This window comes from Agrobacterium vitis (assembly GCF_013337045.2).
Classification (GTDB): Bacteria; Pseudomonadota; Alphaproteobacteria; order Rhizobiales; family Rhizobiaceae; genus Allorhizobium; species Allorhizobium vitis_B.
This window is the reverse complement of sequence record NZ_CP118259.1, coordinates 3618504-3634173: the sequence shown is the minus strand read 5'-3', so window position 1 is coordinate 3634173 and position 15670 is coordinate 3618504. Positions and strand designations below refer to the sequence as shown.

12 protein-coding genes and 1 pseudogene are annotated in these 15670 nt (G+C 57.3%); 7 read left to right on the top strand and 6 right to left on the bottom strand.

Annotation, left to right across the window (positions count from 1 at the left end; all coding sequences use genetic code 11):
- Nucleotides 1-288: 288 nt before the first annotated feature.
- Together G6L01_RS17100 and G6L01_RS17095 are read left to right on the top strand one after the other, a co-directional pair.
- Nucleotides 289-4401, top strand: a complete 4113-nt coding sequence (locus G6L01_RS17100) for a beta strand repeat-containing protein (protein ID WP_156621581.1) — start codon at nucleotides 289-291, stop codon at nucleotides 4399-4401.
- A gap of 153 nt (nucleotides 4402-4554) precedes the next feature.
- Nucleotides 4555-5019, top strand: a pseudogene (locus tag G6L01_RS17095) (transposase).
- 153 nt (nucleotides 5020-5172) lie between these two features.
- Here the strand turns inward: G6L01_RS17095 and G6L01_RS17090 are convergent.
- Nucleotides 5173-5790 (bottom strand): MOSC domain-containing protein, encoded by a 618-nt coding sequence (locus tag G6L01_RS17090; RefSeq protein WP_070164010.1) that lies wholly within the window; start codon nucleotides 5788-5790, stop codon nucleotides 5173-5175.
- A 56-nt stretch (nucleotides 5791-5846) separates the two neighbouring features.
- Here G6L01_RS17090 and recR point away from each other — a divergent pair, with 56 nt between their 5' ends.
- Both recR and G6L01_RS17080 read left to right on the top strand, forming a co-directional pair.
- Nucleotides 5847-6452, top strand: a complete 606-nt coding sequence (recR, locus tag G6L01_RS17085) for a recombination mediator RecR (protein WP_070164011.1) — start codon at nucleotides 5847-5849, stop codon at nucleotides 6450-6452.
- Nucleotides 6453-6489: 37 nt separating this feature from the next.
- Nucleotides 6490-7749: a lytic murein transglycosylase gene (locus G6L01_RS17080; RefSeq protein ID WP_070164012.1), complete on the top strand. Its 1260-nt coding sequence runs from the start codon at nucleotides 6490-6492 to the stop codon at nucleotides 7747-7749.
- Nucleotides 7750-7965: 216 nt separating this feature from the next.
- On the opposite strand, the gene G6L01_RS17075 is transcribed toward G6L01_RS17080, so the two are convergent.
- Nucleotides 7966-9065 (bottom strand): IS3 family transposase gene (locus tag G6L01_RS17075; RefSeq protein WP_420359821.1). Its coding sequence is split into 2 segments (ribosomal slippage): nucleotides 7966-8813 and nucleotides 8813-9065, totalling 1101 coding nucleotides; the frame shifts between segments, so codons are not numbered across the junction.
- 338 nt (nucleotides 9066-9403) lie between these two features.
- Between G6L01_RS17075 and G6L01_RS17070 the strand changes: the two genes are divergently transcribed.
- Entirely contained in the window at nucleotides 9404-9961 is a 558-nt protein-coding gene (locus G6L01_RS17070) for a DUF992 domain-containing protein (protein ID WP_070164079.1), read from the top strand.
- Nucleotides 9962-10037: 76 nt separating this feature from the next.
- Here G6L01_RS17070 and G6L01_RS17065 read toward each other — a convergent pair whose 3' ends face one another.
- Nucleotides 10038-11039, bottom strand: a complete 1002-nt coding sequence (locus tag G6L01_RS17065; RefSeq protein WP_070164080.1) for an aldo/keto reductase — start codon at nucleotides 11037-11039, stop codon at nucleotides 10038-10040.
- Between the two features lie 203 nt (nucleotides 11040-11242).
- On the opposite strand from G6L01_RS17065, the gene G6L01_RS17060 reads away from it, so the two are divergent.
- Nucleotides 11243-12133, top strand: coding sequence for a LysR family transcriptional regulator (locus G6L01_RS17060; RefSeq protein ID WP_070164081.1), 891 nt, complete (start codon nucleotides 11243-11245; stop codon nucleotides 12131-12133).
- 46 nt (nucleotides 12134-12179) lie between these two features.
- Here G6L01_RS17060 and G6L01_RS17055 read toward each other — a convergent pair whose 3' ends face one another.
- Nucleotides 12180-13133: an aldo/keto reductase gene (locus tag G6L01_RS17055; RefSeq protein ID WP_070164082.1), complete on the bottom strand. Its 954-nt coding sequence runs from the start codon at nucleotides 13131-13133 to the stop codon at nucleotides 12180-12182.
- 142 nt (nucleotides 13134-13275) lie between these two features.
- On the opposite strand from G6L01_RS17055, the gene G6L01_RS17050 reads away from it, so the two are divergent.
- On the top strand, nucleotides 13276-14262 hold the full coding sequence (locus G6L01_RS17050; RefSeq protein ID WP_070164083.1) for a Gfo/Idh/MocA family protein: 987 nt from the start codon (nucleotides 13276-13278) through the stop codon (nucleotides 14260-14262).
- A gap of 18 nt (nucleotides 14263-14280) precedes the next feature.
- On the opposite strand, the gene G6L01_RS17045 is transcribed toward G6L01_RS17050, so the two are convergent.
- Both G6L01_RS17045 and G6L01_RS17040 read right to left on the bottom strand, forming a co-directional pair.
- Complete coding sequence (locus tag G6L01_RS17045) at nucleotides 14281-14655, bottom strand: GtrA family protein (protein WP_070164084.1); 375 nt, start codon at nucleotides 14653-14655, stop codon at nucleotides 14281-14283.
- Nucleotides 14652-15656 carry a glycosyltransferase gene (locus G6L01_RS17040; RefSeq protein WP_070164085.1) on the bottom strand — a complete coding sequence of 335 codons (1005 nt, stop codon included), beginning with the start codon at nucleotides 15654-15656 and terminating at the stop codon, nucleotides 14652-14654. The genes G6L01_RS17045 and G6L01_RS17040 overlap by 4 nt, the downstream gene beginning before the upstream one ends.
- Between the last annotated feature and the right edge of the window lie 14 nt (nucleotides 15657-15670).

Genomic DNA, 15670 nt, shown 5'->3' with positions numbered 1-15670 from the left:
CCAGTGGGAGTCAACCGAGCATTGTCCACAACCCGGATAGTTAGAAAGTGATAACGCTTTAGGATGACCAAACAAAGAGGTTAATGAACAGGTTTTATCGTAGCAAATGCCAAACCGATTGACGCTCACGGCTGCGTTTTTTGAACGCAATACTGCATTTATGGCAGTTCAAGCCCTCAACTTTCAACTTATAATTTTATATTTCTAAATTAGCCAAATAAATTCCCTCTATGCGATTATATCTGAATATGCAAACTATCGATCGGGGCACAATCAGGGGTAGATTACATGGCGACTTTAACGGGCGACTCTGGAAACAACACTTTAACAGGAACAGCTTCGGCAGATACGATTTCAGGCCTGGCTGGCAACGACATATTAAACGGTGGCGATGGTAACGATACGCTAGACGGCGGCGCAGGAACGGACACTTTGAGCGGCGACAGTGGCGACGATACGCTGATCGGCGGGGCAGGTGCTGACGTCCTGAAGGGGGGCGAAGGCTCTGATACGGCAAGCTATGCCGGAGGTGCGGCGGTCAATGTCAATCTCAAGACCAATGTGGCCACAAGCAATGACGCGGCGGGCGATACATTCTACAGCATCGAGAACCTGACAGGTTCAAGCTGGGACGATACCTTTACCAGCGATGGCATTGCCAACATCCTGAATGGGAGTGGAGGCACCGATACCGTAAGCTACGGCTCTTCCAAGGAAGCTGTACAGATCAATCTCGTCACGAAAGTCTTCACCGGTGATGACGCGGCAGGCGATACGCTGATCTCAATCGAAAAAATCGCCGGCTCAGACTTCAACGACACATTCACGGCAAACTCAACAATAACCTTCGCAGGCGGCAAAGGTGACGATACCTATATCGTGGGCAGCGCCGGTGTCACCATCTCCGAGGCAGCGGGCGCGGGCAACGATACGGTCCAGACATCCGTGAATTACACGCTGTCGGACTATGTCGAAACACTGGAATATACAGGAACCGGCGACTTTACCGGCACCGGCAGTGCCCAAGCCAACACGATCATTGGCGGCTCCGGCGACGATACGCTGATCGGCGGGGCAGGTGCTGACGTCCTGAAGGGGGGCGAAGGCTCCGATACGGCAAGCTATGCCGGAGGTGCGGCGGTCAATGTCAATCTCAAGACCAATGTGGCCACAAGCAATGACGCGGCGGGCGATACATTCTACAGCATCGAGAACCTGACAGGTTCAAGCTGGGACGATACCTTTACCAGCGATGGCATTGCCAACATCCTGAATGGGAGTGGAGGCACCGATACCGTAAGCTACGGCTCTTCCAAGGAAGCTGTACAGATCAATCTCGTCACGAAAGTCTTCACCGGTGATGACGCGGCAGGCGATACGCTGATCTCAATCGAAAAAATCGCCGGCTCAGACTTCAACGACACATTCACGGCAAACTCAACAATAACCTTCGCAGGCGGCAAAGGTGACGATACCTATATCGTGGGCAGCACCAGCGTCACCATCTCCGAGGCAGCGGGCGCGGGCAACGATACGGTCCAGACATCCGTGAATTACACGCTGTCGGACTATGTCGAAACACTGGAATATACAGGAACCGGCGACTTTACCGGCACCGGCAGTGCCCAAGCCAACACGATCATTGGCGGCTCCGGCGACGATACGCTGATCGGCGGGGCAGGTGCTGACGTCCTGAAGGGGGGCGAAGGCTCCGATACGGCAAGCTATGCCGGAGGTGCGGCGGTCAATGTCAATCTCAAGACCAATGTGGCCACAAGCAATGACGCGGCGGGCGATACATTCTACAGCATCGAGAACCTGACAGGTTCAAGCTGGGACGATACCTTTACCAGCGATGGCATTGCCAACATCCTGAATGGGAGTGGAGGCACCGATACCGTAAGCTACGGCTCTTCCAAGGAAGCTGTACAGATCAATCTCGTCACGAAAGTCTTCACCGGTGATGACGCGGCAGGCGATACGCTGATCTCAATCGAAAAAATCGCAGGCTCAGACTTCAACGACACATTCACGGCAAACTCAACAATAACCTTCGCAGGCGGCAAAGGTGACGATACCTATATCGTGGGCAGCGCCGGTATCACCATCTCCGAGGCAGGAGATGAGGGCAGCGATACTGTCCGCGCATCAATGGATTACACCCTCTCGAACAATTTGGAGAATCTCGTATACACCGGCTCCAATAACTTCACCGGTACAGGTAACGCCCTGAACAACACCATCACCGGTGGCGCGGGCAATGACACGCTGATTGGCAAGGCTGGCGCTGACACGCTCAACGGCGGTGAAGGCTCCGACACAGCGAGCTATGCCGGAAGTGCGGCGGTTAATGTCAATCTCAAGACAAATGTAGCGACCGGCGGCGAAGCGGAAGGCGATAAATTCACCAGCGTCGAGAACCTGACAGGTTCGAGCAACGCCGATACGCTCACCGGCAATGACAACAACAATGTTCTCAACGGTGGCGGCGGCAATGACACCTTGGCAGGCGGCAAAGGCGCCGATACGCTGAATGGCGGCGATGGCAGTGACACGGCAAACTACGGCAATTCCTTTGCAGCCATTCAGATCAATCTCGTCACCGGCACCCATACGGGCGGTGATGCCGCAGATGACACACTGAGCAGCATCGAAGGCGTGATCGGTTCTCAATATGATGACCGGTTCACGTCGGCATCAACAGGAACGCTTTCCGGTGGTGGTGGCAATGACACCTATGTTGTCAGCCAGGGTGCCACAACGACGGTTCTGGTCGAAGAAGCCAGCGCTGGCACGGATACGGTTGAAACAACCTTGACCAGCTACACGCTGAAAACCAATTTTGAAAACCTCACCCACACCGACTCGACCAATTTTCTCGGTTACGGCAATAGTGCCGACAACGTCATCGTCAGTCAGGGCGGCGTCGATAAGCTCTACGGCTATGCCGGCAACGATACGATCCGTGGCGGCAGTGGTGGCGATACCATTGATGGTGGCGACGGAAGCGACACGGCAAGCTACAGCGATTCCACCGCAGCAGTGACCATTAACCTTCTCACGAAAACGGTCTCCGGCGGTTACGCAACAGGTGATGTGTTCACCAGCATCGAAAACGTCGAAGGATCGGCCTATGCCGATACGCTGACAGGCGATACGGGCGCCAACGTGCTATCGGGTGGAGCGGGCGATGACCTATTGATCGGTGGCGCGGGTGCTGACACGCTGAATGGCGGCGCTGGCCAAGACAAGATCACCTATGAAGCCTCGGCTGCGGCCGTCAAAGTTGATCTCAGCACTGGGACAGCAACCGGCGGCGATGCGCAAGGCGATAAACTCAGCGGCATCGAACGTGTCATCGGCTCCAGTTTCAACGACACCCTGATTGGAAGCAGCGCGGCGGAAATGTTAACCGGTGGTGCTGGCGACGATATCCTGATCGGCGGCGGTGGCAATGACGTCCTGAACGGTGGAGAGGGTGCAGATGTCCTCGATGGCGGCGCGGGGAATTACGACACGCTCAACTACTCTGCCGCAACATCGGCGGTGGTGCTGGATCTAACGACAGGAACCGGCTCCGGCTATGCGGCGGGCGATACGTTTACCGGGATCGAGGCCTTCACCGGCAGCACTTATGGTGACACCTATACCGGCAGCACCTACGCTGCCGAATATAATGTCGGTGCTGGCAATGACACTGTATTGGCTGGCTCCGGCGCCGAGAAAATCAATGGTGGCACGGGGACGGATACCGCAAGCTATGCACTTTCCACAGCGGGTGTTTCCGTCAACCTGGTGACGAATGTCGGCAGCGGTGGTTACGCCGAGGGCGACCAATATAACAGCGTCGAGGTCGTTGCCGGTTCAGACTATAGCGACACGTTCACCACAAGCACCGACAAAACCCTGCTCGGCGGCCTTGGTGATGACACCTATGACATCGCAAGTTCGGCAAGCACGATTACGGAAAATGCCGATGCGGGGATCGATCTCGTCAAGACCAGCAATGCCAGCTACACGCTGGGCGATAATCTTGAAAACCTCACCTATACCGGCACGGCCAACTTCACCGGCTCCGGCAACAGCGCTGACAATGTGCTGACCGGCGGCGCTGGCGATGACGTGCTGGATGGTGGCACCGGCAATGACGCCCTCTACGGCGGTGAAGGCAGCGATGTGTTCGTGTTCAACACCAGCTATGGCAATGATGTCGTTTTCGACTTCCAGGCCTCGTCAGACACAATCGATCTGACCGGTATGGGCTTTGCCACCGTCAGCGACGCCGCCGCCTATGCCAGCGAGATCGAAGACGGCGTGCTGTTCAACTTCGGCAACGGCGATACGTTAACAGTGCATGGCTTGAGCTATGCAAGCCTGACATCAAGTGATTCATTGATGTAAAACTCAACATGTGGCCGGAGTGCGTTCACCTCGGCCACATGCTCCTGTTTCAATTTTAACGTCATTTGGCGATCGCTCTGATCCCCAGAAACTGGACCGTTCATAATTGGAGTTTTCCGCGCTAATTTCCCGGCTGGGCGAAGGAGCGGAAGTATGAAGGCATCGAAGTTTTCGGACGCCCAGAAGGCGTTCGTCTTGAAGCAGGGCGATAACGGAGTGCCGGTGGCGGAGATCTGCCGGAAGGCCGGGATCAGCCAGGCGACGTATTTCAATTGGCGCAAGAAGTATGCGGGCCTGTTGCCGGACGAAATGCGACGGCTCAAAACTTTGGAAGATGAGAAGTCATGGCAGTGAGTTCATCTCTCGATGACCTCGATCTGTGGGCCTATACCAACAATGTCACCCTGGACTTTTCACGGCCCGGCAAACCTACCGACAACGGCTTCATCGATGCGTTCAACAGCAAGCTGCGTTCGGAATGCCTGAACGCCCACTGGTTCTTGACACTTGCGGATTCCCGCGACGTTGGAGACTTGGCGTCGATACTACAACGAGGAACGTCCTCATTCGGCGATCGGATATAACCTCCCAATTGCCCTGCAGAATCCCGGTGGCTAAACCAGCCCGTCACCGTGATCGGAGCCGGAAAACTCCAGCTTCCGGCGCTCCAACGTTTGGGATCAGAGCACCTGTTTGGCCTTCGTCAAGGCAGTCACTGGTTTTTGACTGAGGCCCGTTTTTGACCAAGGAAAGCAAGACCGTGACATCGAGTCAAAGTGTTGCGGTAATTTCAGCCCTGATTCGTGCCGCGATAGGGAAAGTGAGATAGCGGGCCTTCTGTTGTGGATCGAGGGATTTGAAGGATTTGCCGATCATCTGTGCCAGCATCAACCTGTCGCCTTCGCTCGCTGTCCACTGGGCAATCATACCCACTTCTACCACGCCGGCTTGCAGGACTCGACAATAGGCGCCGGGCTGCGCAGCTTTCGTATATCGTCTCGCAAAGCCGGGATCTTCCATGCTCGCCGAGAATGTGGCGCAGGGAGTGCGCGGCGCCGTCACTTCCAGCAGCACGTCGCCGATGGAAAGCCGGTCGCCTACAGCAAGATCGCGGTTGTCGAGACCGTCGATGACCAGATTTTCGCCAAACAAGCCCGGTGTAATCTGCCGGTTAAGCTGCGCCTCCCACCATTGCAAAGTCAGTGCGCCTTCCAGATAAATGGCCTGGTCCGGCCCGCCATGATACTTGCGATTCAGCACCGCATCGCCAACGAGACCTTGCTCGTCTACCATCACCGGACCTGATCGTGCCGATTTGAAAATGCCTGTCCTATAGCTTTTGCCGGGCAAGATTTGTGGTTGGCCAAGACAGACCGCGAGGATTTTCATGGGGCCGTTCTCCTTCGGCGATTCCGTTTCCGATAGATATGGGCTAAGAACGCGCCATGGCAAAGCGAGTCACTGGTCCCGAAATCGAAAAACTGATCCAGCTCCTGGCGAAAGTGCCGGGGCTCGGCCCCCGCTCGGCCCGAAGGGCGGCGCTGCATTTGATCAAGAAGCGCGAGCAATTGATGGGGCCGTTGGCGCTGGCCATGGGCGAGGCCCATGCAAGGGTGAAGATCTGCTCTTGCTGCGGCAATGTCGATACGATTGACCCCTGCACCGTCTGTATTGACGAGCGGCGCGACCAGTCGATGATTATCGTCGTGGAGGATGTCTCCGATCTCTGGGCGCTGGAGCGGGCAGGCGCGATGAATGCCGCCTATCATGTGCTCGGTGGTACGCTGTCGCCGCTCGATGGCGTCGGGCCTGACGATCTCAACATCAAGGGACTGATCGACCGGGTGGCAAAAGGCGGCGTGCGGGAAATCATCATCGCCGTCAATGCCACGGTTGAAGGGCAGACGACGGCCCATTACATTACCGACCACTTGACCGGACTGGACGTGAAAATCACCCGGCTTGCCCATGGCGTGCCGGTGGGTGGAGAATTGGATTATCTGGACGAGGGCACGCTCTCGGCGGCGCTTCGCGCTCGCACGCTGATATAGATCGACGCTTGATCGCGCATTTTGACCGGGAGACGACATGCCCCATTTTCGCCGCCCCCTGATGGCTGCGCTTGCAACGGCGACCCTCTGCTTTTTGACGGCCAATACCGTTATGGCGGCACCTTCGAAAGCAGAGATCGAGAGCCGATTTCAATCCTGGATCAGCCTGGATCTCTGGCCGCAAGCCAAAAAGGCGGGCATTTCGCAGGTAACGTTTACCTCTGCGATGAAGACCGTGAAGCTCGACTGGTCGCTTCCCGATCTGGCACCACCCGGTTTCCCGCCGCCGAAGCAGCGCCCCCAGAGCCAGGCAGAATTTTCCTCTCCCGGCCCCTATTTCCGTGAGGCCCGCATGCAGGCGCTGGCCGCGAGCGGCAGGGCGCTGGCGGACCAATATGCTTCGACGTTGAAAAAGATCGAGGCCAAATACGGCGTTCCGGGTCCGATTCTTCTGGCGCTCTGGGGCCGGGAAACCGGCTATGGCCGGGCCAAGCTTCCCTACGAAGCCGTGGATGTTCTGGCCACCAGCGCCTTCATGTCCACACGGCAAGAGCTTTTTACCCGCGAACTGATCGATGCTCTGCATATCATCGACGGCAAGGACATTGCTGCCGACGCCATGCTGAGTTCAAGTGCTGGGGCACTGGGCCAGCCGCAATTCATGCCCTCCAGCTTCCTGCAATATGCCGTGGATTTCGATGGTGACGGTCATCGCAATATCTGGACCTCGGTGCCGGACAGCCTGGCTTCCATGGCCAATTTCCTGGTGCAGAAAGGCTGGCAGCGCGGTCGTGACTGGGGGTTCGAAGTGACGATACCGTCCGGCGTCTCCTGCGCCCAGGAGGGGCCGGATCTGGCAAAGCCAATGTCGGCCTGGGCGGCAACCGGCATCGGCCGCATTGGCGGCAAAGCCTTCCCGAAACAGGATCTTTCCGCCCCGACCATGATGCTGGTTCCCGCCGGAACTCATGGGCCGGAATTTCTGGTGACGCCGAATTTCTACGTGCTGAAGGAATATAATAATTCCGACCTTTATGCCCTGTTCATCGGCAATCTCGCCGACCGGATCGCCTATGGTTCAGGCAGCTTTTCGGCGCCGTGGGGCGATGTCGGCCATATGCTGCGCTCCGACGTGCAGTCCATGCAGCAGACATTGGTGAAAAAAGGTTATGATGTCGGCAAGACCGATGGTCTTGCAGGCTTCAAGACCCGAAGGTCGCTGGGCGACTGGCAGGCCAAAAACGGGCTGAAACCGACCTGCTTTCCCGATGAGGGCCTGAAAGCGAAATTGAAGTAAGAAAATGCCGCCGAGACAGAGATCTCGGCGGCATTATGAGCGTTACATCAATGAATCGCTGCTAGTCAGGCTGGCATAGCTCAAGCCATGCACTGTCAGCGTATCGCCGTTGCCGAAGTTGAACAGCACGCCGTCCTCGATCTCGGTTGCATAGGCGGCGGTGACGTGCCCCCCGATTTTGGGCCAGCGGGAGCTGGAATTTTCCGGGGTTAAGGCTCATGTCGGCGTGGGTGCCGATGAGCCGTTCATGAGCGAAATCGGCACCTTGTTGCCGATCGCGCTATGTGGCCGGAACTCGTTATAGTCTCTACGCCAATCCTCCATCTTTGCCCGTGCGTCGTCAAGGCTCATAAACCAATGAGCGTTCAGGCATTCAGCCCGGAACTTGCTATTAAAGCTCTCGATGTAGCTGTTGTCGGTCGGCTTGCCCGGCCGCGAGAAGTCGAGCACGACGCCTCTATGATAGGCCCAGAGATCAAGATCACGAGAGATGAATTCGCTGCCGTTGTCTACCCGAATGGTGGCTGGGTAGCCGACCTGGCGACATACCCTTTCAAGCGTCTGGACGACATCCTCACCCTTGTAACTGAAGCGCGCATCGACTACCGGCGAAAAGCGTGAGAATGTATCAACCACTGTCAGAACCCTGATTTTGCGGCCGGTAGCCAATTGGTCGTGTACGAAGTCCATCGCCCAGACATGGTTGGAATGGGTAGGTTCCGTGCGGTCGGCTCGCAGCTTAGCCTTGACCCGACGCTTGGGAACCTTGTTGCGGAGCTGGAGGTCCATCTCCTTGTAAAGACGATAGATTCGCTTCGGATTAACAGGCCATCCATCACGCCTGAGCAGGACATGGACGCGACGATAACCGTAGCGTATGCGCGTTTGGCAGATGTCCCTGATCTTCAGCTTTAGTTCGGCCTGCTCGCCACGTCTGGACTTGTAGACATAGAGCGACCGGTCAATCTTCAACACCGAGCATGCACGCCGGATCGAAACCTTCCAGTCCGCCTTGACTGTGTCGACAAGCTTGCGCTTGCGGGCAGGCCTCAGAGCTTTTTTGACAGGACATCCTGGAGCATGGCCTTGTCCAGTGAGAGATCCGCCACAATCCGCTTCAGCTTGGCATTCTCCTCCTCAAGCTGCCGCAGCCGCTTCATCTCCGAGGGCATCAGGCCCGCGTATTTTTTGCGCCAATTGTAGAACGTCGCATCCGAAATGCCCGCCTTGCGGCAGACCTCGCCAACCGGCGTTCCATCTTCCGCCTGCTTCAACACAAATGCGATCTGCGCTTCCGAAAACTTGGACGCCTTCATTGAATTCTCCTCTTCTTCCCAGCAGGGATCATAAGCGGAAAATTCCAGTTCAAAATGGCCTAATTTATTGGGGGCACGTCAGACTAGATTTCTCCAACAGACGCAAAAACGCCTCCATCAAATGGAGGCGGATGCTGATTGATGTTTGAAGTGGTGGCGGGGCCAGGCTTTAAATGTCCACGGTTAACAAATGTCGGTCTCAGTCAAAAACCAGTTACGGCCTTGACGAATGCCAAAAGGGAACAAAAATTTACCGTGAGACTTCTAACGGCAGCACGATCCTGCCTGAATTATACGATTAGGCTCGATCACAGCATTTATCCATGAAGGAGAAACTCATGTCATCGCTCGCTCAATCATCGCTCGCAAAGCTGTCTGCGGTGGCGCTTGTCACTGCACTCGCGGTTCCGTTGGGCGCCACCGGTGCCAAGGCAGCCGTGCAGGTTGGCATGCTTACCTGCGAAATGAGCCCCGGCATCAGCGCGGTCGTCGGCTCCAGCCGCGACCTGACCTGCGAATTCAAGCCGACCACATCGGCACCGGTCGAATATTATCAGGGCACGCTCAGCAAGATCGGCATCGACCTTGGCTATGTGCAGGGCGGCAAAATGGCGTGGGCGGTCTATGCGCCGGGTCGTCTGGTGGAAGGCGCCTTGCAAGGTAGCTATGGCGGCACCAGCGCCAATGCCGCTGTTGGGTTTGGCGGCGCGGTCAACCTGCTGATGGGTGGCTTCCAAGGCTCGGTGGCCTTGCAGCCTATCGCGCTGGAAAGCACGCTCGGCGTCAATCTCGGCGCGACACTTGCTTCGCTGAAGCTCGCCTATATGCCACCATCCACGCCAAAGTCGCTGGATAATGGTCCGCCAATCCGTCATGGCAAGCATTACAAGGGCTAATCCGCCCTTCTGCGGTCTTCATCTCCCCGGCGACACACATGCCGGGGAGATGCTTTTATCAAGCGATGTGATTACATTACTTATTGGCCATCGCCGCCATTTTTTCGGGATAGCGTCCGCCAGCCACCTTCTTCGGCGACAACAGATCTCCCAAGGCCGTCACCTCTTCCTCGCTCAGAACGATATCGACGGCCCCGATATTCTTTTCCAGATTGGCTATTTTCGTCGTCCCCGGGATCGGCACGATGAAATCACCCTGGGCTAGCACCCAGGCGAGTGCCAATTGAGCGGCTGACGCGCCCTTCGCCTTGGCCATATCTTCCAGCGCATTGATCAGCGCCAGATTGGCGTCGAAATTATCCTGCTGAAAGCGTGGCAGACCCCGGCGGAAGTCGGTGTCGGAGAGGCCATCGAGGTTTTTCAATGCACCAGTCAGCGTACCGCGACCGAGCGGGCTGAAGGGCACGAAGCCGATACCCAGTTCACGGCAGGTGTCCAGCACGCCGTTTTCCTCCGGGTCACGGGTCCAGAGGGAATATTCGCTCTGAATGGCAGCAATGGGATGGACGGCATGGGCGCGGCGCAAGGTCTCGGCGCTGGCTTCCGACAGACCAAGAGCACGGACCTTGCCCTGTTTCACCAGATCCGCCATCGCCCCGACCGTCTCTTCAATCGGCACATCGGGATCGACACGGTGCTGGTAGAAAAGGTCGATGACATCGATTCCGAGCCGTTGCAACGAGGCTTCAGCCACCGCTTTCACATGCTCAGGCCGGCTATCGAGCCCGCCCATGGCATTTTGTGAGGATTGCGTCGCGTCGATCTTGAAGCCGAACTTGGTGGCGATCACCACCTGGTCACGATAGGGCTTCAATCCCTTGCCGACCAGAATTTCATTTGTGAACGGTCCGTAGACTTCCGCCGTATCGAAGAACGTCACACCAAGCTCTACAGCCCGCGCCAGCGTGGCAAGCGAAGCATTTTCATCGGCAGACGGACTATAAGCATGGCTCATTCCCATGCAGCCAAGACCAATGGCGGAGACGGACAGGTCGGAGCCGAGTTGTCGGGTTTTCATGTTTTCACCTTCTCAATCAGGAGCGATAGAGCATTTCCAGGAAAAGTGGAAACCGGTTTTGCCAACCGGAAATGCGCAAAACAAAGAGCTAGAGCGCTGCTGCGATTCCATGAATTGCAGCAGCGCTCTAGAAACAAAATACCGTCTTTGCCGCGAAAGATAATGGATGCAAATGCGCAAGCACTGTTCTAACAAATAGAATAATGAACAGGATTCAATTATCCCAACTGGCGGTTCTGGCGACGGTGGCCGAAACATCCAGCTTCAGGAGAGCGGCGGAAGAACTGGGCATCGCGCCTTCCGCTGTCAGCCATGCTGTGTCGGCGCTGGAGGCAAGCCTTGGCGTGCGGCTGCTGGCGCGTACCACCCGCAGCGTCGCTCCGACCGAAGAGGGGCGGCAATTGCTGCAAAAGCTGGCACCCGCTCTGGCCGATATCGGCACCGCGCTGGAAACCCTGGCGGAAAACAAATCCAATCCCGCCGGACCGCTGCGGATCACCATGCCAGCGCTGGCTGCCGAAGACCTGATCGTACCGCGGCTTGGAGACTTTCTCGGCCTCTATCCGGATATCCAACTCGAACTGATCACCAATGACCAGTTCGAGGATATTGTCGAAAAGGGTTTCGATGCAGGGCTTCGGCTTGGCGAACATCTGGAAGCGGATATGGTGGCAGTCAAGGCAAGTGGCCCAATCAGCGGCACGATTATCGGCGCGCCCAGCTATTTCGAAAGGCATCCCCTGCCCCTCCACCCACATGACCTGATGGAACAGCGCTGCATTCGCCGCCGCTTTTCCAGCGGGCGGATCTATCGCTGGGAATTGGAAAAACACGGCAAGCAGATTGCCGTGGATGTGCCTGATGTTCTGACGCTGGCCGACCAGAGGCTGATCCGGCTGGCGGCGCTAAAAGGTGTCGGGTTGGCCTTTGTCTTTGACCGGCGGGTAGACAAAGACATCCGCGAGGGCAGGCTCATCCGGGTGTTGGAAGACTGGTGCCCGCCCTTTGACGGCTTTTACATCTATTACCCCACCCGCCGCCAGATGCGCCCGGCGCTACGCGCCTTCGTTGACTTCTTCCGGCACCGGAGCTGAGCCGGATTATGGCCCGCGCGAAGCTCTATCGACTCGCCATGCCTCGTTATTCTGCTCCGGCCTCGTTCAGGCTTTGCATCTGCGCCGAAGACAGTTCCAGTGTTCCAGCCCTGACCATCGCTTCAAGCTGCGACAGGCTGGTGGCCGAGGCGATGGGCGCGGTAATGCCGGGGCGAGCCGCGACCCAGGCAATGGCCACCGTGGCAGGCGTCGTGCCGGTCTCGGCAGCGACCGCGTCCAGGGCGTCGAGAATGCGGTGGCCCTTGTCGTTCAGATAGTTGGTGACACGGTAGGATCGCGCCTTGCCCTCGGCATCCTCCACTTGGCGATATTTGCCGGTGAGAAAGCCTGCCGCCAGCGCGTAATAGCTGATGACGCCGATGTCTTCACGCATGCAAAGCTCCGCCAGCGGCCCCTCGAATTTCTCGCGGGTATAGAGATTATATTCCGGCTGGATCACATCATAGCGCGGCAGGCCCTCCTTGGCCGCCGCATCGAAGGATGCCTGCAATTGAGCGGCATCGAAATTCGAGCAGCCGAAGGCGCGGATCTTGCCCTCATCCTTCAGCTTGGCATAGGCGCCCAGCGTTTCCTCATGCGGCGTGTCGGGATCGAAGGTATGGGAGAGATAGAGATCGATATAGTCGGTCTGGAGCCGTTTCAGGGAGTTTTCAACCGCCTCGACAATCCATTTCGCCGAAAGCGCGGGTTTACCCTGACCCATATCCATGCCGACCTTGGTAACGATCACCGCCTTGTCGCGCGCGACATGTCCCTGTTTCAACCATTTTCCAATCACGGTTTCGGATTCGCCGCCGGAATGACCGTCTATCCAGCGCGAATAGACATCTGCCGTATCAATGGCATTGTAACCGGCATCGAAAAACGCATCGAGCAGCTTGAACGAGGTTTGCTCGTCTGCCGTCCAGCCGAACACATTGCCGCCGAACACGACGGGGGCGATTGTGAGGCCGGAGCGGCCGAGATTTCGTTTCTGCATGATAGATCTCCAGAACAAATCGATAAGGGAAATTCGACAGGAAAATAACGCGTACAGCACCGATAACAACCAAGCCCTGTTCACAATCCGGGCATAGACGTTATGTGTCGTCTACCGAAATACGATGTGCGGAGGAAAAGTCATGCTGCGGTTTGGAATTTTATCGACGGCGAAAATTGGTCGTGAACTGGTCGTACCGGCCATTCAGGATGCGGAAGGGGCCGTGGTCAGCGCCATTGCCAGCCGTGACCTTGCCAAGGCCCGAGCCATGGCTGACCGCTTTTCCGTGCCGCATGCCTTCGGCTCCTATGAAGAGATGCTGGCGTCTGACCTGATCGATGCCGTCTATATTCCCCTGCCAACCGCCCAGCATGTGGAATGGACGATAAAAGCTGCCGATGCGGGCAAGCATGTACTGTGCGAAAAGCCGATTGCCCTGAAAGCAGCGGACATCGACAGCCTGATCGCCGCGCGCGACCGCAACAAGGTGCTGATTTCGGAAGCCTTCATGGTCACCTATGCGCCTGTCTGGCACAAAGTCCGCGCCCTTCTGGCCGATGGCGCCATCGGCAAGCTGCGGCATGTGCAAGGGTCTTTCACTTACTTCAACCGCGATCCCGGTAATATGCGCAATATCCCGGAACTCGGCGGTGGCGCGCTACCGGATATTGGCGTCTATCCGACCATCACCACCCGCTTCGCGACAGGCCTTGAGCCGGTGCGGGTGCAGGCGGTGACGGAACGCGACCCCGAATTCGGCACCGACATCTATTCCAGCGTCAAAGCCGATTTCGGCAGTTTCGACATGAGTTTTTACATCGCCACCCAGATGGCCGCCCGCCAGACCATGGTGTTTCATGGCGATGAAGGGTTTATCGAGGTGAAATCACCGTTCAATGCCGACCGCTGGGGGGCGGAAGAGCTGGAACTGACCAACCGCAACCACAGCGAATCGCAGATTTTCCGCTTTCCCGATAGCCGCCAATATCGCCTGGAAGCTGAAGCGTTTGCCAAGGCAGCCCGGGGTGAAGAGAGCAACGTTGTGACGCTGGAAAACTCCCGCGCCAACCAGCGCTTCATCGATGCCATCTACCGGGCCAGCGAAAAGGATGGTTGGGAACCGGTTTGATCAACCGATTTCAGTGCTTCAACGGCGAAACACAAACCGCGAATAGCCGAAAAAGCTGAAAGCCATCGCGGCAAGTGATGCGAAAACCAGCGCCGCGAAAGGATTGAGTGCCGGGATGGCGATCAACAACCCGGCATAAAGACCGTAATTGACCAGCGCCGAGACCACCCCGACCGAGCCATAGCGAAATCCCTCGACGGCGAGGCTTCGCCGGGATGCCCCGAAGGTGAAGGCACGGTTAAGCCGCCATGTGACGAACAGGGCCGCCAGAATGGCAAGGGCGCGGGCCGGTAAAGGGCCAAGAGCGCTGTAAGACAGAAGCAGCCATAAAAGCCCGGCATCCACGGCAAAACCCGTACTGCCGACCAGAGCAAAACGGACCAGCTTCTTCATGCAGCGTCCGCAGCCGAGCGAGCCGGATCGATGACGGGATCAGCCGCTGCCAAGGCCGGGTTTTCAGGTGCGATAAAGGCGGGCAAGGCGATATAGGAAAGCCGCAAATGCTCGGCCCGCGCCCGCGATAGCGAGTCGAGGATCAATCCCGCGGTAAACAAGAGCTGGCTCATCAACAGCAGCGCCACCGACAGAACCCAGGTCGGCAGCCGCGACACGAGGCCGGTGGTGAAATATTCGCCCAGAACCGGTGCCATGAAACCGAGGCTTATCGCCAGGACCAGCCCGGCCAGCGCCGAGAACGTCGCAAATGGCCGCGTCTCCTTGGACAGCATAGCGAACATCCAGAGGATTTTTGCACCGTCGCGTAAGGTCGATAGCTTGGAATGGGAGCCTTCGGGCCTGCGTCCGTAGTCCAACTCCAGTTCCACGACCGGCAACTTCAGCCGCGAGGCATGGACGGACATTTCTGTCTCAATTTCAAAGCCTGCCGACACTGCCGGAAAGGTTTTGACATAGCGGCGCGAGAAGGCACGGTAGCCTGAGAAAATATCGGTAAAGCCCGGCCCGAACAGAAAACGGTACAGCCCGTTAAACAGACGATTGCCAAGCGCATGCCCCTGGCGTCCGGCATCATTGTGGACATTACGGCGCGTGGCGACCACCATGTCGGCGCGCTCTTCCATCAGCAGATGGATCAACGCATTCGCGTCCTGCGGCGCGTAGGTGCCATCGCCATCGGCCATCAGATAGATATCGGCGTCGATATCGGCAAACATCCGGCGCACCACATGGCCCTTGCCCTGCCGGCGCTCGTGCAACACCTCGGCACCGGCCAGCATGGCGGCCAGCGCCGTGCCATCGGTGGAATTGTTGTCATAGACATAGACCCGCGCCCGCGGCAGGGCGGTACGGAAACCGCGCACCACCGAGGCAATGGTGCCAGCCTCATTATAGCAGGGAATAAGGACCGCCACGTCCGGTACTGGTGTTTGGCCCATGAACTTACTCGATA